This is a genomic window from Spirosoma aerophilum (genome assembly GCF_054782495.1).
In genome coordinates this window covers 211704-232682 of record NZ_BAAGSJ010000013.1, presented here as the reverse complement: position 1 = coordinate 232682, position 20979 = coordinate 211704, and the positions used below count along the sequence as shown (strand labels likewise).

Genomic DNA, 20979 nt, shown 5'->3' with positions numbered 1-20979 from the left:
TTACTCTTTTGAGATTCTATGCGTTCCTTACGTTTTGCCTTCGGTAGCTTACTCATGGCAATTTTATTGACAGCCTGTGTGGACCCTCTTGATCTGACCCTCTCTGAATCGGTCGATATTCTGGTCGTTGACGGCACCATTACGAACCTTCCTGAACCGCAGCTAATCCGTTTAAATCGCTCCAAATCTGACCCCCTGACCGGCCGTTTCGGGACTACGCCCATCACCAAAGCCGCCGTCGAGGTACTTGTTGATTCAACGCAACGCATAGCCTGCCACGAAACCGTTGACGGCACGTACCAATTACCCACCGATTTTAAAGGGCAGGTTGGCCATGCGTATCAATTACGGTTTACCCTTTCAGATGGCACTCCGTATATGTCAACTCGGCAAATTATGCAGCCGGTACCGCCCATCAGCCGGGTTACAGCTAAATTCAATTCTGCAAGTCTGCCCGTCGAACAACAATTGCCCGGTGGCTACCGGGGTGGGCACGACATTTCCATCGACTGGAATGACCCTGGCAATCAACACAATTACTACCGATGGGAATGGAAACTTTACGAAAAACAGAATTGGTGCCGAAGTTGCCAGCAGGGCGTCTACGCCGTTAATACCATTCCGGGTAACGTATATAAAGACAGAATTTTTTACGTGTCAGGCAGCGAACCGTTTGAAAACTGTTTCGTCCCGATAAAAAATGTTGATGCAGCCCAGCCTCCAATACCCAGTGGTCTATTTGTCTATGACTACCCTTGCCGAACGCAGTGCTGGGAGATTATTTACAGCTCAGCCCTCAACGTGTTCGACGATCAATACAGCAATGGCGGGCAGATCACCAATCGAAAAATAGCTCAGATTCCTTATTACGACAGCACAGCTGCTCTGGTCGAAATTCGGCAGCTATCCTTACCCCAAACGGCTTATTCGTTTTTCAGCAAATTCCAGAACCAGACCCAAAACGTGAATGGACTGGCCGATTCTCCCCCATCGGCGGTGGTTGGCAATATCAGGAATATGAATAATCAGCGAGAGTCCGTGGTGGGTTATTTTACGGCCTCAGCAGTGTCAAGCGTCCGGTATTGGCTCGACCGGAATGATGTCGTTGGTCTCCCCTATGGCCAGACCGACCCGGTGGGCAAATCGATATTAACGGGTTCGGAGTTGTTTTATTCGCTCAATCAGCGACAACCCATCCCCGAACCCACCTATCCGTATCCGAACATCCGCATCTGGGGTGGACCTCCCCGACCCGTCACGGCGATCTGTGTTCCCAGCGATAGCCGAACACCCTATAAGCCCGATGGCTGGCAAGAGTAAAATTCGATCATACTGAATCCAGTTGACGACTTTCCGTTTGAGGCACATATTCCAGCAAGTCGCCCGGCTGGCAGTCCAACGCCCGGCATAGGGCCTCCAGGGTACCAAAACGAATGGCTTTGGCTTTTCCTGTTTTTAGGATAGATAGATTGGCTAATGTCAGATCTACCTTTTCGGCCAGTTCGGTCAGCGACATTTTCCGTCGGGCCATCATAACGTCTACGTTTACAACTATCGGCATGGTAGTTAGACAGTTAACTCCTGTTCCTCTTTAAGATATAACCCGGAACGGAATACTTCGGCTAGGCCGAATAATAAAAAGCCAATAAAAAAGCTGGTAGTCAGAAATGCCAGTATTCCGTAGCTTCCAAGTTCAAAGGCAACGTAATGTTTTTTCAGTAATGTAATAACATCGTCCTTTATCCATAGCCATCGTAAGGGGTCTACTAAGTTATCGAGTAATAAAAGCCCCCCTAACCTGCGAATCCGCAGCACATTGGAACGGCTAAATACATTAGCTGTGCTAATCGTGTCCACAATTCGTTTTACCTGGTGCAACATCATCGTAATGATGATTACACCCAAGAAATATCCACTGACAGTTTTCCAATACAGACCGGCATTATCCTGAATAAACGGTGTATTAAAATATATAAAACTAAGTGAAGACTGATATAAACTGTTCGTCGTAACCACAAAGCCTTTATCCCCATAGACCACCTCCTCTCCTAATCGAATAGGCACGGTTACGAACAATTTATACTGTTCGAGCGGCCAAAAATAAATGTAGATCATAGTAATTAACCCTGCTACAATCAGACACAGGCTGGCATAATAAATAAACGCCACAACGAATTTCAACAGCTTAACGTAAGATACATACATAATGATAAAGGTTAATGTGCCTTACAAATAACAGCAATTATTTATTGTTTATCAATAAATAATTGCTGTATATCGAAAGTATTATTCTCAATAATATGTTATCTATTCTATGTGTTTGCAGCGTAGTGGTATAATTGTAATTTTGACCGGCAAACACTAACTAGCTTAAAACAGTCGACAACGTTATTTATAATCAGCAAGCAGACGAGTAACTCCTTGTTACATCAGTTCCTGATTTTATTAATATTGTTGTTAATGTATTGGCAAAATAATTTTCTTTTGTAACGCAACAATGAACGTTACTCACATCTAATTCCAGTCCGGTAAACATACGATGACTACTTCCCTTGACTCCCCTACTCAGCAACGCGTTGATCAGTGGCTCAGTGGCAACTACGATGCCGCAACAAAAGAATCGATTCAACACCTGATCGACTCAGGCAACATTACCGAACTCACCGACTCGTTCTACCGCGATCTTGAGTTTGGAACGGGTGGCCTGCGGGGCGTTTTGGGCGTTGGCTCAAACCGCATGAACCGCTACACCGTTGGTGCCGCCACACAGGGGCTGTCCAATTACATCAATGCCGCGTTTCCAGGCGAAGACATCAGTGTCGCCATCGCACACGACAGTCGCCGGATGAGCCCGGAGTTTGCCCGGCTGGTTGCCGATATTTTTTCGGCCAACGGCATTAAGGTGTACCTTTTCAGCAGCTTACGGCCAACACCCGAGCTTTCGTTTGCCATTCGTCAACTGGGCTGCCAGAGCGGTATTGTCGTGACGGCCTCGCACAACCCACCCGAATACAACGGCTACAAAGTATACTGGAACGATGGCGGTCAGGTGGTGGCCCCCCATGACAAAGCCATTATTGCCGAGGTGAACAAGATCACCTCCGTCGATGATATTAAATTTGAGGGTGTGGCCGAAAAAATCCACATGATCGACGAGGAAATTGACGCGCCTTATGTGGAGCGGGTAAAATCCAATGCCGTAAACCCGGATGTTATCAAGCGCCAGGCCGATCTGAACATCGTGTATACGCCTATTCACGGAACGGGCATAACGCTCGTACCCCGCGTACTGGATGCACTTGGCTTCAACAACGTGCATATCGTTGAGCAGCAGGCAACTCCCGATGGCAACTTCCCCACGGTGAAATCGCCAAACCCTGAAGAGCGGGCCGCCATGCAACTGGCTCTCGATCTGGCCAACTCCATCAACGCCGACCTCGTGATGGCCACCGACCCCGACGCCGACCGCGTGGGTGCCGGAGCCCGCAATCACCACGGCGAATTCGAGTTGCTGAATGGCAACCAGATGGCCAGCCTGATCATTTATTACCTGCTCAATGCCTGGAAAGATGCAGGCAAACTGACAGGCAAAGAGTTTGTGGCCAAAACCATCGTCACCACCGACCTCATCGACAAGATGTGCGAACGCTATGGGGTGAATTGTTACAATACCCTGACGGGCTTTAAATACATTGCCGAAGTCATTCGTGAGCTGGAAGGCAAGGAGAAATTCATCGGCGGTGGCGAAGAGAGCTATGGCTATCTCATCGGCGATTTCGTTCGAGATAAAGATGCCATTGCTTCCTGCGCCATTATCGCCGAACTGACGGCCTATGCCAAAGATCAGGGCAAGAGCCTGTTCGACATGCTGATGGCGATGTATCAGGAAAATGGCTTTTACTACGAAGCCCTGGTGTCGCTCACGAAAAAGGGAAAATCGGGTGCCGAAGAAATTCAGCAGATGATGGCCGACTTCCGGGCCAACCCACCTAAATCCATCGCCGGTTCGGCCGTTGTGCGGGTTGATGATTATAAAGCACTCAGCCGGCTTGACCCATCGACAGGACAAACATCGGTTATTGAAGCGGGCAAGATGGGAATTGAATCATCGAACGTGCTCCAATTCTTTACGGAAGACGGCACTAAAGTATCGGCGCGTCCGTCGGGTACTGAGCCTAAAATCAAGTTTTATGTTAGTGTGGTCGAGCCACTTGAAAGCAAAGAAGCCTTTGATGATACGTACGCTCAGCTAAAGGCGAAAGTACAGCGCGTCATTGACGAGCTAAACTTAAATTAAAACAGAATTACTCAATTTCTAACTAAGTAATTAAAGCCCCTCAACACCAATTGAGGGGCTTTTTCAGCACTATACGTAGTTTAAATAAAAATATTCTCCAAAAACTGATTAAAATTAGATTAAAAGCATTTTTATTTGCAATGAGTATTAATACTCATTGCAAAAATCACTCATCACCTTTCTAATCTAATCAGTTTATCATGAAAAATGCGTACCCAAAAGTTTACCGCATACCCTTGCTGCTTTTGCTCAGTTGGTTCGTATGCATAGGGACTATCATCGCTCAGGATCGCCGGATTACCGGCCGAATTACAGATGGTGCAGAAAACAGCCCCCTGCCTGGTGCCAACGTTGTCATTAAGGGCACTCAAACCGGTATGGTTACCGATGCCAATGGACAATACACAATTACTGTACCCGCCAGGCAGAATGTGCTGACCATCTCAGCCATAGGATTTACATCCCAGGATGTTACAATTGGCAATAGAAGTGAAGTGAACGTTGCACTGGTTGCCGATATCAAAACCCTGAATGAAGTGGTAGTAACAGGTTACGGTGCCCAGTCCAAGCGAGACATAACCGGAGCAATCGCCACAGTAAGCACACGGGAATTATTATCCGTTCCCGCCACCAACGTGGCTCAGGCTCTCCAGGGTCGTGTAGCTGGCGTTTCGGTTGGTAACGAAAACTCACCCGGTGGCGGAGTTATCGTTCGTATCAGGGGCTTCGGTACACTCAACGATAATTCACCCTTATATATCATTGACGGAGTACCCACAAAAGGAAACTTGAATACCATCAACCAAAACGATATTGAATCACTTCAAGTACTGAAAGATGCTGCAGCAGCTTCCCAATATGGTGCCCGCGCCGGTAATGGCGTGGTTATCATCACGACAAAAAAAGGGAAAGCCGGTAAGCCCAAACTAACTTACGACGCCTATTATGGTACACAAAAACGCGGTAAACTCCTCGACCTGCTCAATACCCAGCAGTATGCAGACCTATGGTGGGAATCGCGCATTAACTCGGGTGTACTGGTCAACGGCAACCCACGAAATGCTCAGTTTGGCAATGGCCCACGCCCGGTAATCCCGGATTATATTTTCCCGGATGGGGCTATGGAAGGCGACCCACGTATTAACCCCGCCAACTATTCGACTGACATTGATGCGTCAGATTTCCGCCGGAGTAAATGGCTGATTACCAAGGCCAACAAAGAAGGCACAAACTGGATGGAGGAGATTTTCAACCCTGCCGCTATCCAGAATCACCAGTTAGGAGTCTCGGGTGGTACAGAAGGGGGACGTTACGCCATCTCCCTTAACTACTTCAACCAGGAAGGCATCATGAAGTACACAGGCTACAAACGCTACTCAGCCCGTGCCAACACTGAATTTAATGTCAACAAACGTGTTCGCATCGGCGAAAACATTCAGGTAGCCTATGCCGAACGTATTGGTGGTCCCTTCTCGACCCGCGGTATTGCCAGCAATCAGAGTGAGAGCAACGCCGTTTCGTTTGCCTATCGGATTCAGCCAATTGTTCCGGTCTATGATATTGCCGGAAACTTTGCCGGAACCAAAGGCGGTGACCTCGATAATGCCCGTAACCCGGTGGCCGATCTATATCGCAACCGAACAAATATCAACAAAGAAATTAGATTGTTTGGCAATGCATATGCAGAACTGGATCTGGCCAAAAACCTGACGGCCCGCACAAGCTTCGGTATCGACTACAACCTGTTCAACGTTCGCGTATACACCCCACGCGATTTTGAATCGTCAGAATCAGCCGGCACCAACCAGTTGCAAACCCGTAACGATTACGAAGCAACCTGGACCTGGACCAACACACTGAGCTATAACACAACCCTATTTAATAAACTTCGGGTGAGTGCCATTCTGGGAACAGAGTCGATCAAAAACTATTACGAATTTGTGAACGCCGTTCGGAGCCGGTTTGCTTCCGACGACATCAACAACCAGTATCTGGCCGCCGGTAATGCCGGAACACAAACCAACGATGGTAGCGCAACATACTGGCGCTTAGCGTCTGAATTTGCCGTAGCAAACCTGTCGTTCGATGAAAAATACCTGCTGAGCGGTACGCTGCGCCGTGACCGGTCGTCGCGTTTTGCCTCCGATTATCGCATCGCTTATTTCCCGGCTATATCAGCAGGATGGCGCCTTTCGGAAGAAAAATTTCTGAAAAATTCGACATCGGGCTGGCTTAATGACCTGAAACTTCGGGCAAGCTGGGGTCAAACGGGTAACCAGGAAATCGGTAACTTCAACCCTTACACGTTCTATGGTACCAGCCCGGCCAATAGTTTTTACGACCTAAATGGCTCACGTACGTCGGCTTTGCAAGGTTACGACCTATTTCAGTTTGGTAACGCACAGGCCAAGTGGGAAACCACAACCCAAACCGACTTCGGGTTTGATGCTTCGCTGCTGAAAGGTAAAGTTGATGTCAACTTCGACTGGTTTAACCGCGTTACTACGGATGCTCTTTTCCCGGTCGATCTACCCTTTACGGCAGGTAACGCCACCAACCCCTTCCGGAACATTGCCTCGTTTCGCAACCGGGGCGTTGAACTCAACCTGTCGTATAACGGCAAAGCGTTAAACAATGAACTGACCTACACGCTGTCCGGTAATATCTCAACCTATCGGAACATGGTACTGACTACCAATGGCGACCCAAACACCCAGTATTTCGGCTTCGCTACCCGTCTGCCTGCTATGACTGTCACCCAGGAAGGTTATCCCATTTCGGCCTTTTACGGTTACACCATCGACGGTATCAACAACACACCCGAGCAGGCTGCATCCGGCCCCATCTGGAGAGGCTATAATGATGTTGTTACCTATCGGCAGGCCAACGGCACCGGCGTTGTTGGAGCGGGTACGTTTCGGTATCGGGACCTCAACGGTGACGGGCTCATCACCCCAGCCGACCGCGGGGTGATTGGTTCACCTCACCCCGATTTCAGCTACGGTCTGAACATCAATGTCAATTATAAAAACTTTGGCCTTCAGCTGTTTGGCCAGGGGGTTCAGGGTAACCAGTTGTTCAACTACGTTCGCTACTGGACCGATTTCCCAACCTTTGGCGGTAACCGCAGCCTGCGTATGTACGAGCAATCATGGAGGCCGGGTGCAGACAACTCGAATGCCATGCTCCCCATTGTGCGGGCAGCCGACAACGTAAGTTCGGTACCATCGACCTATTACCTGGAATCCGGTTCTTATCTGCGTATGCGCAATATTCAACTGTTATACAACCTACCGCGCACGGTGATGAACAAAATGGGCATGAGTGCCGCACAGGTGTACATTCAGGGACAGAACCTGTTCACCTTCACCAAATACACAGGTATGGACCCCGAAATCAACGTGCGTAACTCCCAGGGCGCGGTTTCGGGGAACACCGGCACCACAGCGGGCCAGAATCAGGATCGCCAGATTGGCGTCGACGAAGGCTTATATCCAGTGGCCAGAACGGTGCTGGTTGGTCTGAGCTTAAGCTTTTAATCCAAGAAAAACACAATGTAACACGAAGATGACTATGTCCTGAAGGGCCTGGTCATTCCAGTACATCATTCGTCATACATTCATTTTACTCTAATGAAAAAGACAATTCTAACTTCTGCATTACTGACAGCCTTATTGGTGACAGGCTGCAAAGAAACATTTCTGGACGTAAAACCCCCGGCTGTCTTCGATGAAAGCGGATTACAAAATCGGGCGGGCGTCAACTTCCTCCTTATTGGTGCTTACTCTTTGCTCGACGGTGTTGGATCCGGTGCCACCTCATGGCATGGCTCGGCCGATAACTGGATTTATGGCAGTGTAGCCTCAGATGACGCCTATAAGGGGTCAACCTCCGGCGACCAACCGGAAATTACGTTTATCGAGATAAAAAATATATTATCTGATAATTCACACTTCCGGGGTAAGTGGCGTACCGTTTACGATGGAGTAGCCCGAGCCAATGACGTCTTGCGTGTTGTTGACAAAGCAACAGACCTGACCGATGCCGAGAAAATACAGATTCGGGCACAGGCTCGTTTCCTGCGCGGCTGGTATCACTTCGAAGCCAAACGGATGTTTAACCAGGTGCCGTACCTGGACGAAAAAATATATAATCCGGAAGACCCGAACAGTACCAAAATCCCGAATGATAAAGACATCTGGCCCAATATTGAAGCAGATTTCAAGTTTGCCTACGATAACCTGCCCAGTACCCAGTCTCAACCGGGCCGAGCTACCAAATGGGCTGCTGCTGCTTCGCTTGCTAAAGCTGAAATGTATCAGAAGAACTGGGCCGATGCAAAGGTCTTACTAACGGCCGTTGTCAATAGTGGCCGCTACAGGCTGATGGAGCGGTATCACGATAATTTCCGCGCTTCCATGAACAACAATGCAGAGTCGATTCTGGAAGCCCAAAACTCGGTAAATGATGGGGCTGGCGGGGGCGAAAATGGAAACAGTGGGGCTACCCTGAACTACCCCTATGCCGGGCCAACTACCTGTTGTGGTTTCTTCCAGCCCTCGCAGAACCTGGTCAATGCCTACAAAACGAATGCAAATGGCCTGCCGCTGCTCACTAATTTCAACGAGTCGGACGTAACAAGTGACCAGGGCGTAGAAGGAAATCAGCCATTTACAGCCTTTACCGGTAATCTGGACCCTCGTTTAGACTGGACAGTTGGGGGCCGGGATATCCCTTTTCTTGACTGGGGGCTAATGCCGGGTAAACCCTGGATCCGCGATCAGGGCAACGGTGGTCCATACATCGCTAAAAAACACTTATTCTATCGCTCGGATGTGGGCACCAACACCTTTGCCAACAACTCACGCCTGAATGCCAACAACACCCGACTAATCCGGTACGCACACGTGTTGCTGATGCTGGCCGAATGCGAAATTGAGCTGGGTAATCTGGAACCAGCCCGCGCACTTGTAAACCAGGTCCGGAAGCGGGCAGCGAACCCCGACGGTTTTGTAAAGAAAGCGGATGGCACCAACGCGGCCAATTACGTCATCAATGAGTATACAGCTCCATGGACCGATGCCACCATAGCCCGGAACGCTCTCCGTTTCGAAACTCGTCTGGAGCTGGCACTGGAAGGACATCGCTTTTTTGACCTCGTTCGGTGGGGCATTGCGGACCAGGTGTTAAACGCTTACATGCAGAGAGAAGCGCGGTTACGCCCATATTTTACCGGAGCTACATTCATAAAAGGGAAGCATGAGTATTACCCAATTCCGCTTCTCGAAATCACCAACAGCGCGATCAATGGAAAGCCCGTACTCAAGCAGAATCCGAACTACTAATCTTTCCAGAACAACTGCAGCTGTCTTTCTTTAAAGGCACTGTTTCATAGGTGGTCGGGCAGCAAGTTACACTTGTTGCCCGACCACCTATTTTGTGTAATGGGCCTGGTAGATAGTAAGTCGGCATTCAACCCAAATGGACCGCTCAAAAATCCCTATCTTTGCGAGCTGTTACGAACAATGTCCTATGATTCTTTATATTGACCACATAGACGAACTTGATACGGTAGCCCGCCAACTGCTGGCAACGGGTCGGGAGCGGTCGGTTTGGTTGTTTGAAGGCGATATGGGAGCAGGAAAAACCACGCTCATCAAGGCAATCTGCCGGACACTGGGTGTGGTAAGCCTGGTTCAAAGTCCAACGTTTTCGATTGTTAATGAGTATACCACCCACGAAGGGCATTCGGTCTATCATTTCGATTGTTACCGGCTTCGCAATGAGGCCGAAGCTCTGGACATTGGCCTGGAGGAGTATATGGATTCGGGCAGCTACTGTTTCATTGAATGGCCCGAGCGCATTTCATCCCTTTGGCCGACTACCTATTATCAGGTTCATATTTCGGTGGATGCAGACGGCAGTCGAACAATAGAAGCGGAAATTATTTAATGCTAAAGGTGTCAGGTTTCAGGTTCCTGCCAAGCCATTTTAAGCTTGCGAAGATGAAACATTGGACATGGAACCCTGAACTTGGAACGACAACGAATGACTGGATTTGAGGAATTGGCCAAGCAAACGGCCCTATACCCAAAAGAAGCCCCACTGGCCGTAAAGACCAATCGGAACAGCTTGCTGATAGGTCTCCCGAAAGAGGTTTCGCTGCAGGAAAACCGGATTGCACTCACACCCGAAGCCGTTGCTATCCTGGTACGGAATGGGCATAATGTAATCGTTGAACAGGGCGCCGGCGAGAAAGCTAAATTTTCGGATACCGAGTACAGCGAGGCCGGCGCGCAGATAGCGCGCTCGCCAAAAGAAGTCTACGAAGCCAACCTGATCCTGAAAGTTGAGCCACTGGTCGACGATGAGTTTGAGCATGTTCAATCAGGAAGTACGGTCATTTCAGCCTTGAACCTGCCCGTTCATGACCGCGCTTATTTTGAGAAGATCAACAGCAAGAACCTGACTTCTTTCGGCTACGAATTCATTGAAGATCAGGGCGGTAACCTGCCCGTCATTCGCTCCATGAGTGAAATTGCCGGGAGTACGGTCATGCTTATTGCCGGGGAGTACCTCAGCAATGCCGACAACGGGCGGGGCATTATTCTGGGTGGGATCACGGGCGTTCCACCCACCAAAGTAGTTATGCTCGGTGCTGGTACCGTTACGGAATATGCGGTCCGAACAGCCATTGGGATGGGTGCCGATGTAAAAGTTTTTGACAAACATTTATACAAGCTCCAGCGGCTCAAATACGCCGTTGGGCAACACGTCTACACGTCCATTATCGATTCCGACACACTGGCCGAAGCCATTCAGCGGGCCGATGTTGTGATTGGTGCCATGCGCGCTGAAGATGCTATGAGCCCGGTTGTGGTGACCGAAGAAATGGTTGGTCGCATGAAACCCGACTCCGTCATTATTGACGTGTCGATCGATCAGGGCGGCAACTTTGAAACGTCCCGGATGACAACTCATAAACAACCTACATACAAGCATATGGGTGTCATCCATTATTGCGTACCCAACATTGCTGCACGGGTGGCCTATACGGCAAGTATGGCCCTCAGCAACATATTCCTGCCTTTTTTGCTGGAAACCGGTACAACTGGTGGCATTGAACAGATGATGTATGCGAACCGTTGGTTTATGAAAGGTGTTTATACACACAAGGGCACGCTGACCAACGCCTATATCGCCCGCAAGTTCAACATGCGGTTCAAAGATCTGGATCTCCTGCTGGCAGCGAGGTTTTGAACAAAGTCAATAAGTTAGTAAGCGGCTTCGCCTAAGTCGGTAAGTCAGCAAGTGGCTGGCGCATCAAGAATGCAGACTTTAGTCACTTACTGACTTACCGACTTAGGCGAAGCCGCTTACCGACTCACTAACTAAAAATATGATTAACCACAGCAACGAAAATACCCTGCTCGACGATGCCAATTCGTATGACGTCAATAAAGAGTTGATGGGTATGATCTCATCCGATTTCGTAAAGGTGGCCGACCAGTTAAAAGAAGCCTCCTATCAGATCAGGAAACGCGGCTTTTCCGATTTTCCGATTTTTGTAGCGTCCCGGCGCGAAGTTCCTTTGGGCCAACTGCTGATTGCCGCCAGTGAGTTGGAGAACCAGTGGAATTATAGAGCTTCGTTCGTTGACGAGTTCATTCAGCGCGAATTGATCGGCCCGGAGTCACTGGATCTATGGAAAGAGAACTATAAGGCGGCTGACGAATACTGCTGTTTATTCGTTGTTCATGGTGATTTTGCGGGCTTTGTGTATATCCCATTTCCCGAAGACTAACACACTATTTTTACCCGTACTGCGCCAGGCCGAATCGATTCGATTCGGCCTTTCTTTTTGTCACTGGTTTAGGCGTAATCAGTCAGTAGACAACAGCCGTTTGTCACTGAACAAGACCATGTTGTAGCTTGTTTTCAAGCTAAATGGTCTAAATGATTTGTCCCGTTTAATGATACTTTTTCGGGAAATCACTCTTTTAGCAGACAGGCCGCTTAACTTGTCTTTTATGAATTAGTCAGGCAAACGAAATACGCCTTAAAAACTTCACGGAAAGGGCATCTGACAAACGTAAACGCCCTCCCTAAAGAGTATATTTCGGATTGAATTGTTTTTTTACTTCTTCAGCTGATCTCCGCAAAAAGGGGTAGGAAAAGATGATTTTTTTTTGTATTTTTACAATCTGTTAGACCCATACAAACAGCCTGTTTTCGGGCTTGAAACAACAAATTTCTGACACGCTCCCATTCTGATATGACCAACGAACTTATTGAAGCAGATGCTCCTATTGAAACCGCGTTAAGCAATTATGGTGCTGATAACATCCAGGTGCTGGAAGGCCTGGAAGCCGTCCGCAAACGCCCATCTATGTACATCGGCGACGTTGGTACACGCGGTCTCCACCACCTTATCTGGGAAGTTGTCGATAACTCTATCGACGAAGCACTGGCGGGCTACTGCGACAAGATCAGCGTCACGATTAATCCAGACAATTCCATTACTGTGCAGGACAACGGCCGGGGTATCCCGACGGGTATCAACACAAAAATGGGTGTGTCGGCGCTTCAGGTGGTTATGACCGTGTTGCACGCTGGTGGTAAATTCGATAAAGACAACTATAAAGTTTCCGGTGGGTTGCATGGCGTTGGTGTATCCTGCGTGAATGCCCTGTCGACCGACCTGCGCGTAGAAGTTCACCGCGAAGGCCAGGTGTTTGAACAGGAATATAAAACCGGCCATCCGCAGTATCCCGTTCGGTTGATTGGCACCGCTGAAGATTCCGGCACCACCGTACACTTCAAGCCTGACGCCAGCATTTTCACCGAAACAGTCTACAAATACGACACCGTAGCTGGTCGTCTGCGTGAACTGGCTTACCTGAATAAAGGCATTCATATTTTCCTCACGGATATGCGTGAGCTGGACGAAAACGGCGAACCCCTCCGGAAAGATGATTTCTTCTCGCAGGGTGGTCTGGTTGAATTCGTTGAATACCTGGATCAGACACGACCTGCCCTCGATGGCATGAAGCCAATCTACATGGAAAGCACGAAAGGATCAACGCCTGTTCAGGTCGCCCTGGTGTACAACTATGAAGCTGGTGAAAACGTACTGTCGTACGTAAATAACATCAATACCCACGAAGGTGGTACGCACGTACAGGGTTTCCGCTCAGCGCTGACTCGGGTATTGAAAAACTATGCAGACAAGAACCCGGGCGTTCTTCCAAAGAATTCGGGGAAGGTGACTTTCAGCGGAGAGGACTTCCGCAAGGGCCTGACCGCTGTAATTTCGGTAAAGGTGGCTGAGCCTCAGTTTGAAGGGCAGACAAAGACCAAATTAGGTAACCAGGATGTAGTGAGTGCGGTGAGTCAGGCAATGGCCGACCTGCTCGAAACCTGGCTGGAAGAGAATCCTAATACAGCGAAGGGCATTGTCAAGAAAGTGCTTGTATCGGCACAGGCGCGTATTGCGGCTGATCTGGCCTACAAGCGCATTATGACCGAGCGGAAAGACTTCATGGGCGGCATGGGGCTTCCCGGCAAGTTAGCCGACTGCTCGGATACGGATCCGGAGAAATGTGAGCTGTATCTTGTAGAGGGTGACTCGGCTGGTGGAACGGCTAAACAAGGCCGGAACCGGGCGTTTCAGGCGATTCTTCCCCTTCGCGGTAAGATCCTGAACGTAGAGAAAGCCATGGAACACCGTATCTACGAAAACGAAGAAATCAAGAATATCTGGACAGCACTCGGCGTACGACTCGAAAAGAAAGATGATGAGACAGTGATGAATCTGGATAAACTCCGGTACCATAAAATCATTATCATGACTGATGCCGACGTCGATGGCAGTCACATCCGTACGTTGATCCTGACGCTCTTCTACCGCAACATGAAGGCGCTCATCGACAATGGCTACATTTACATTGCCCAACCGCCTTTATACCTGGTTAAAAAAGGGAAAGAGGAACGCTACTGCTGGACCGAAGCCCAGCGTGAAGCGGCTGTAAAAGAACTCGCCGGTAGCGGAAAAGAAGAAAATGTGGGTGTTCAGCGTTACAAAGGTTTAGGCGAGATGAACGCCGAACAGTTGTGGAGCACCACCATGAACCCAGACAGCCGAACGCTGAAAGTGGTAACGGTTGAGTCAGCGGCCGACGCTGACCACGTCTTCTCAACCCTGATGGGCGATGAAGTGGCACCAAGGCGCGAGTTCATTGAACGAAATGCGAAATATGCCCGTGTGGATGTTTAACCGAATGATAACATAAAGCGGGCTTTTTTAGTCCGCTTTTTTGTTGTACTTCAACCTTTCAATAAGCGTATGCGTTATCCCCTAAACTCAAACCGCACCATATTAGGAAACTTGGTTTCCCGTTTCACCAACCGGCAGGCGAGTGCTCCTGCTCAAGGAACAGACAAATTGGCGAAGGTTAGCGAAAAAGTCACCAGCGTTATTGACCAGAGCGATTATTTAAGCCGCGATTTGAGCTGGCTTAAATTTAATGAGCGGGTGCTTGACCAGGCCCGTACGACCAAGCCTCCGCTGGATAATCGTACCCTGATGGAGCGGCTGAAGTTTTTGGCCATCTCAGCCTCAAACATGGATGAGTTCTTCATGATTCGGGTGGGGAGCCTGTACAATTATCTGGACTACCACAAACAACGGGTTGACTACTCAGGCTTACGGGAAGTACCTTTTCGAAAGGCGTTATATACCACAGCTCACCAGTTTTTTCAGGAGCAGCAAGCAGTATTTTCGGAGCAACTACTACCGTTATTTCCCGAAAATGGCCTTCAACTGGTCACCTATGCCAGCATGGCACCGGAGGAGCAGGCTGAAGCAACCAACTACTTCGACCGGGCTATCTATCCAACGCTGACACCCATGTTGTATGACTATACACATACATTTCCGGTGCTACTGGCGAAAGTGCTGATTTTTGGGGTTGTTACGCAAAACCCGGACGAAAGTGAACTGAAAAGTTTACCCTCTGAAGACGAAGACGACCGTCAGCGGCTGTCCTTCGTTCAAATTCCCGCCAACCTGCCCCGCTTTATCTCTTTTGAACGTGAGGACACCATTGTCTTTATACCAATCGAGGAAATCGTTCGGGAGAACATCAAAAAACTGTACAGGAATGTCGAAATCCTGTCAGTAAACCTATTCCGTATCACCCGGAATGGCGATTTCACCCTCGATGAAAACGATGATGACGAAGTTGATTTTATTGATGAGGTTCGTCAGAAAATTAAAAACCGACGTTTGGGACGGGTTACCCGACTCGAAATTGAAACCAAAGGCAGTGGGGTCGACAGCCAGTCTACACTGGTTTCTCCATGGATGCTGAATTTGTTAAAGAAGCGTTGGGAAATTGACGATCTAAATATTTTCGAATCACATACGCTCCTTGATTTCTCGTCCATGTGGCAGATTATCGGGAATCCCGAGTTTAAGGATGATATGCCCCTACCCCATTCGCCGGTTCCACCGCTGGGTGTGAGTCGGGACAAAACCGATGACATTTTTGAGCTGATCAAGCAGCGGGACCTACTCCTGCACCATCCTTACAATAACTTTGAACCGGTGCTGCAGCTGCTCGAACAGGCAGCCGAAGACCCGAACGTTTTGGCGATCAAGATAACAGTCTATCGATTGGCCAAACGATCACGCATCACGGAAGCGTTGCTGAAAGCCGCTGAGAATGGCAAACACGTGTCGGTACTGTTTGAAGTGAAGGCGCGCTTCGATGAGGAAAATAACATTCGGGAAGCACAACGTCTGCAAAAAGCCGGTTGCTTCGTGATCTATGGCATCAGCCGATTTAAAACCCACACCAAGCTGCTGTTGGTTGTTCGAAACGAAGGGAGCCGCGTAGTTCGCTATGCCCATATGGCTACCGGCAACTACAATGAAGACACGTCGAAATTGTATACCGACATCGGTCTGTTGACAACCAATGAGACGTATACGCACGATATCTCCGAGTTTTTCAATGTAATTACCGGTCACTCAGTCCCAAACGAGTACCAATACCTGATTACGGCCCCCCGCGACATGCGCGAGCAGTTATTGCGACTCATTCGCATAGAAGCTGATAATGCACAACGCGGTTTGATGAGTGGGATTTGTATTAAAGTTAACTCGCTGGAAGACAAGCAGGTGATTGACGAGTTATACAAAGCCTCGCAGGCGGGTGTCCCTATTCGGTTGATCGTACGCAGCATTTGCTGTCTACGTCCACACCGAGCTGGTTTGAGTGATAACATTACAGTTCGATCCATTGTCGGCGATTTTCTGGAACACACTCGTATTTATTACTTCCACAACAACGGCGACCCTAAAGTGTATGGCGGAAGCGCCGATGTCATGGTACGGAGCTTTGACCGACGCATCGAGTCTTTATTTATTCTGGCAGACAAACGAGTCAAGCAACAAGCGATCCTGATTTTGAAGGATAACCTGCTCGACAATATCAATGCTTATGAATTGAAGGAAGATGGTAGTTTCAAGAAATGTGAAGTAGCTGAAGGTGATGCGCCCTTTAATATGCATCAGCGCTTCTTCGACATAACGGAAAAAGAAGCCATGGAAGCCCGCCTTTTCGATAAAGAAACTAAACCGGCTGATATAGCGCAAATTGAGGAGGAATTTCAGGAAGGTGCCGAACGGGCAATCGCTGATATTTGACGTAAACATGTCGTCGAAGGTAGATCTATTCCCGAATTTTGTACTCGATCTGACAAGCGTCGTCTAAACAAATTTTAACATAAACAACCGGCTGATTCAACGAATATGATTTGTTGAATCAGCCGGTTTTCCTTTACGCCGTTTTTTTATGGGTTCGTTCCATCCCTTCTTTTTGTATATTCGCCAACCTAACTGTAATTGTGTCGTCACTGAATGGAGCGTTTTACTGGATTAATTGGCGTTGTTTTGATTCTGGGTATCGCCTATGCCCTTTCTGATAATCGTAAAGCAATAAATTATCGTACTGTAGGTGTTGGGCTAGCCCTTCAGTTTGGGTTAGCGGTGTTTGTCCTGAAGACTGATGTTGGCCAAAATCTATTTCAGGGCCTTGGTTACTACGTTGACCGGTTACTTCAAAAGGCCAACATCGGGGCCGAATTTGTCTTTTCATCGCTTGTCAGACCTGACGTACTGACCAGAGCTTTCGGACCGGAAAACAGCTTCATTTTCTTCTTCAAAGTCATTCCAACCATCATTTTTGTGGCCGTGCTGGTCAATATTTTCTATCACCTTGGCATAATGCAGCGGATTGTAGCTGTTATGGCCAAGGCAATGAAATGGCTGATGGGTGTTAGTGGAGCAGAGGCCCTTTCTAATGTAGCCAGTACATTTGTTGGTCAGGTAGAAGCGCAGATTATGATCAAGCCGTACTTAAACGGCATGACTAACTCCGAGTTACTGGCTAGCATGACGGGTTCTTTTGCTTGTATAGCCGGGGGGGTTCTGGCGGTTTACATTTCGCTGGGCGTTCCAGCCCCTTATCTGTTGGCGGCCAGTATCATGGCGGCACCCGGTGCATTGGTCATCAGTAAGATAGTAATGCCCGAAACACAGGTATCAGAGACGCAGGGAACGGTGAAAGTGGAAATAAAAAAGATTTATGCCAATTTACTCGACGCCATTGCCGCTGGTGCCAGTGAAGGATTGAAAGTAGGTTTCAACGTAGTTGCCATGCTGATTGGCTTTATCGCTCTGATTGCGCTACTCGACAGTATCATGTTTCGCATTGGCTTTTACATTTTCAATGTTGACTACCTGAGCCTTAATTTTATACTTGGCAAGTTCTTTTCTCTATTTGCCTGGGCAATGGGCGTTCCTGCAAAAGACATTCAGGCAGCGGGTGCCCTGATGGGGACAAAAATGGTTGTCAACGAGTTTGTTGCTTACCTCGATCTGGTTAAGATCAAGCAGACACTCGACCCGAAAACCATCGCAATTGTCAGTTTTGCCCTTTGCGGATTTGCTAATTTCAGCTCGATTGCCATCCAGGTAGGCGGCATTGGTGAGCTGGCCCCTAAGCGTCGAAGCGATCTGGCCCGAATTGGCTTTAAAGCACTAATTTGTGGTACGCTAGCCAGTTATATGTCTGCGACAATTGCAGGGTTGCTGTTGTAAAATACATACGGGGAAAACTCGTCCAGCACAAACCTTGATGTAGCCAGTTCAAACAATATATAGCCCGGTTTCCAGTTAAATGGAGGCCGGGCTAATTTTATAGGGTACTATTTTTTCTTTCCATTATTCAATTATACCTTCGATTTATTGGTTCCCATCAACTACGGTCATCTCACTATGATTCAGACAAAGCTCATTCCCCGTACCCCGGACGCTCACGAGCCACCAATGCTTATAAAAAACATGCTGGCGCAGTCACTTAAATATGAACCAAAACGCGAGATCGTTTATCGGGACCTGTTCCGAATGGATTACACGCGCTTTAATCAACGCGTTCGGCAGTTAGCTAATGTATTGACGGATTTAACTATAAAGCCGGGCGATATGGTGGCGGTGTTCGACTGGGATAGCCACCGTTACCTGGAATGCTTCTTTGGGGTAACCAGTATTGGGGCCATCCTGCACACGGTAAATGTTCGCTTATCGCCCGCGCAGATATTATACACTATGAATCATGCAAAAGATAAGATTGTCCTGATTCACGAAGATTTCCTGCCCATCCTGTCAGCTATTAAAGATCAGTTGACAACTGTAGAAACATTTGTTGTCCTGAGCGATAAAGTATATAATGGCTCTAACGACATAATACCCCTTGAACAACTTCCAGATGGTTTTGCGGGCGAATATGAAGCCTTGTTACTAAGCGCTTCAGCTGCCTACGATTTCCCTGACTTCGACGAGAATACCTGGGCGACTTCCTTTTATACAACAGGCACAACGGGCAACCCGAAAGGGGTTTACTTCTCCCACCGGCAGTTGTTCATGCACACGATGGGACTTCTCACCTACATTATAGGCTATGAGGCCATGCCATTTAAAGGCTCTTCGGATGTATATATGCCCATTACGCCCATGTTTCATGTCCACGCATGGGGTTTTCCGTTTCTAGCCACGATGATGTCGGCCAAGCAGGTTTATCCCGGGCGGTATGAACCCGAACTACTGCTCAAGCTGCTCATTAAAGAAGGCGTTACGCTGTCGCATTGTGTACCTACCATTTTAAATATGCTGGTCAGCAGTCCGGCGGCTCCGAAGTTCAAAGAAAATCTTAGTCGCTGGAAGGTGTTGATCGGGGGTTCTGCACTCACCAAAGGTCTGGCCAAAGCCGCTACTGAGTTAGGTATAACGGTCATGTCGGGATATGGCATGTCAGAGACCGCCCCGGTTATGGCCGTTGGTTACCTAAACGAACAGGAGAAAGCGCTTTCGTCGGAAGAGCAACTTGAGCTTCGCACCCGGGCTGGTCGTATATCCCCTTTTATCGAAATGCGCTTAATGGACGACAACGGCCAGTTTGTCCCGCATGATGGGCATTCATTAGGTGAAATTGTAGCCCGTGGTCCGTGGCTCACGCAAGGGTATTATGATGATCCGGAACGGAGCGGTGATTTATGGAAAGGCGGTTGGTTGCATACGGGCGATGTTGCCAGCATTACATCTGACTATTGGGTCATCATCGCCGACCGAACGAAAGACGTCATCAAGACGGGTGGCGAATGGGTTTCTTCACTGGATATGGAAGATGTATTGTCTCAAATTGAAGGAGTAGCGGAATCCGCTGTGGTTGGCCTGCCTGACGACCGATGGGGCGAACGGCCGCATGCCCTCATTGTTCAGAAACCTGGTTATTCGCTAACGGCTGACGGTATAAAAGCTCAATTGCAAGCAAAAGTGGAGCGGGGTGACCTACATAAATGGTATGTCCCGGATCGAATCGTATTTGTACCGGAAATTCCTAAAACCAGTGTCGGGAAAATTGACAAAAAGAAAATCCGTATCGACATGAAGGACTTAATTTTAGGGCGAAATGAGTCAATAAGTCAGTAAGCGGCTTCGCCTTAGTCGGTAAGTCAGTAAGCGTGCCTACTTCTTGGGTCAGCCACTTACCGACTTGGGCATTGCCGCTTACTGGCTTACTGACTAACTTATCTACTCTCTCATGACACGCATTGGCCTTTTATCCGATACCCATAGTTATCTGGACCCGCAGATTTTTAACCATTTTGAGGCCTGTGATGAAGTGTGGCATGCCGGAGATGTAGGGTTACTGACAGTAGCCGACGAGTTACGAAACTTTCGGCCCCTACGTATTGTCAGTGGGAACATTGATTCCGAGAGTAATGAGCTTCCCCTCAATCAACGGTTTACCCTTGAAGGCCTCGATATATGGATGACGCATATAGGAGGAACGCCCCCAAATTATAATCCGGTTACCCGGCCCCTTCTAAAAGCGAACCCACCCGACTTATTTATCTGCGGGCACTCGCACATCCTCAAAGTTGTTCGGGACCCGGCCTTAAAAAACCTGTTATTTATCAATCCCGGAGCAGCAGGCAAAACCGGTTTTCACAAAATGCGGACAGCCATCCGGTTTTCACTTGATGATGGTCGAATCATGGATATGCAGGTTATTGAGCTTGGCAAGAAGTAACAAAAAAGGGACACCTGTTTGGGC

At 48.5% G+C, this 20979-nt stretch carries 14 protein-coding genes; 12 read left to right on the top strand and 2 right to left on the bottom strand.

The annotated features are described in order from the left end of the window. The first annotated feature begins 18 nt into the window (after positions 1–18). Entirely contained in the window at positions 19–1320 is a 1302-nt protein-coding gene (locus ACYVK4_RS12490) for a DUF4249 domain-containing protein (RefSeq protein ID WP_461127848.1), read from the top strand. Between the two features lie 7 nt (positions 1321–1327). On the opposite strand, the gene ACYVK4_RS12485 is transcribed toward ACYVK4_RS12490, so the two are convergent. Together ACYVK4_RS12485 and ACYVK4_RS12480 are read right to left on the bottom strand one after the other, a co-directional pair. After that, a complete protein-coding gene (locus tag ACYVK4_RS12485; protein WP_461127847.1) occupies positions 1328–1561 on the bottom strand; it encodes a helix-turn-helix domain-containing protein in 234 nt (77 codons plus the stop codon). A 5-nt stretch (positions 1562–1566) separates the two neighbouring features. Then, positions 1567–2205, bottom strand: coding sequence for a DUF2975 domain-containing protein (locus ACYVK4_RS12480; RefSeq protein ID WP_461127846.1), 639 nt, complete (start codon positions 2203–2205; stop codon positions 1567–1569). A gap of 334 nt (positions 2206–2539) precedes the next feature. Here ACYVK4_RS12480 and ACYVK4_RS12475 point away from each other — a divergent pair, with 334 nt between their 5' ends. From ACYVK4_RS12475 to ACYVK4_RS12425, 11 genes are all read left to right on the top strand, one after another. Continuing rightward, positions 2540–4297 carry a phospho-sugar mutase gene (locus ACYVK4_RS12475; RefSeq protein WP_461127845.1) on the top strand — a complete coding sequence of 586 codons (1758 nt, stop codon included), beginning with the start codon at positions 2540–2542 and terminating at the stop codon, positions 4295–4297. Between the two features lie 200 nt (positions 4298–4497). Further along, positions 4498–7836 carry a SusC/RagA family TonB-linked outer membrane protein gene (locus ACYVK4_RS12470; protein ID WP_461127844.1) on the top strand — a complete coding sequence of 1113 codons (3339 nt, stop codon included), beginning with the start codon at positions 4498–4500 and terminating at the stop codon, positions 7834–7836. Positions 7837–7929: 93 nt separating this feature from the next. Then, the gene (locus tag ACYVK4_RS12465; protein WP_461127843.1) at positions 7930–9642 is read left to right on the top strand and encodes a RagB/SusD family nutrient uptake outer membrane protein; all 1713 of its coding nucleotides are present in this window, start codon (positions 7930–7932) and stop codon (positions 9640–9642) included. A gap of 187 nt (positions 9643–9829) precedes the next feature. Further along, on the top strand, positions 9830–10249 hold the full coding sequence (tsaE, locus tag ACYVK4_RS12460; protein ID WP_461127842.1) for a tRNA (adenosine(37)-N6)-threonylcarbamoyltransferase complex ATPase subunit type 1 TsaE: 420 nt from the start codon (positions 9830–9832) through the stop codon (positions 10247–10249). Between the two features lie 96 nt (positions 10250–10345). After that, positions 10346–11557, top strand: a complete 1212-nt coding sequence (locus ACYVK4_RS12455) for an alanine dehydrogenase (RefSeq protein ID WP_461127841.1) — start codon at positions 10346–10348, stop codon at positions 11555–11557. A gap of 139 nt (positions 11558–11696) precedes the next feature. Further along, positions 11697–12101, top strand: coding sequence for a hypothetical protein (locus ACYVK4_RS12450; RefSeq protein WP_461127840.1), 405 nt, complete (start codon positions 11697–11699; stop codon positions 12099–12101). Between the two features lie 471 nt (positions 12102–12572). Next, positions 12573–14573, top strand: coding sequence for a DNA topoisomerase (ATP-hydrolyzing) subunit B (gene gyrB / locus ACYVK4_RS12445; RefSeq protein ID WP_461127839.1), 2001 nt, complete (start codon positions 12573–12575; stop codon positions 14571–14573). 69 nt (positions 14574–14642) lie between these two features. Next, positions 14643–17009 carry a polyphosphate kinase 1 gene (ppk1, locus tag ACYVK4_RS12440; protein WP_461127838.1) on the top strand — a complete coding sequence of 789 codons (2367 nt, stop codon included), beginning with the start codon at positions 14643–14645 and terminating at the stop codon, positions 17007–17009. Between the two features lie 213 nt (positions 17010–17222). Beyond that, positions 17223–18464: a NupC/NupG family nucleoside CNT transporter gene (locus ACYVK4_RS12435; RefSeq protein WP_461127837.1), complete on the top strand. Its 1242-nt coding sequence runs from the start codon at positions 17223–17225 to the stop codon at positions 18462–18464. A gap of 177 nt (positions 18465–18641) precedes the next feature. Continuing rightward, entirely contained in the window at positions 18642–20351 is a 1710-nt protein-coding gene (locus ACYVK4_RS12430) for a fatty acid--CoA ligase (RefSeq protein ID WP_461127836.1), read from the top strand. 112 nt (positions 20352–20463) lie between these two features. Then, positions 20464–20955 carry a metallophosphoesterase family protein gene (locus ACYVK4_RS12425; protein WP_461127835.1) on the top strand — a complete coding sequence of 164 codons (492 nt, stop codon included), beginning with the start codon at positions 20464–20466 and terminating at the stop codon, positions 20953–20955. Positions 20956–20979: the final 24 nt, after the last annotated feature.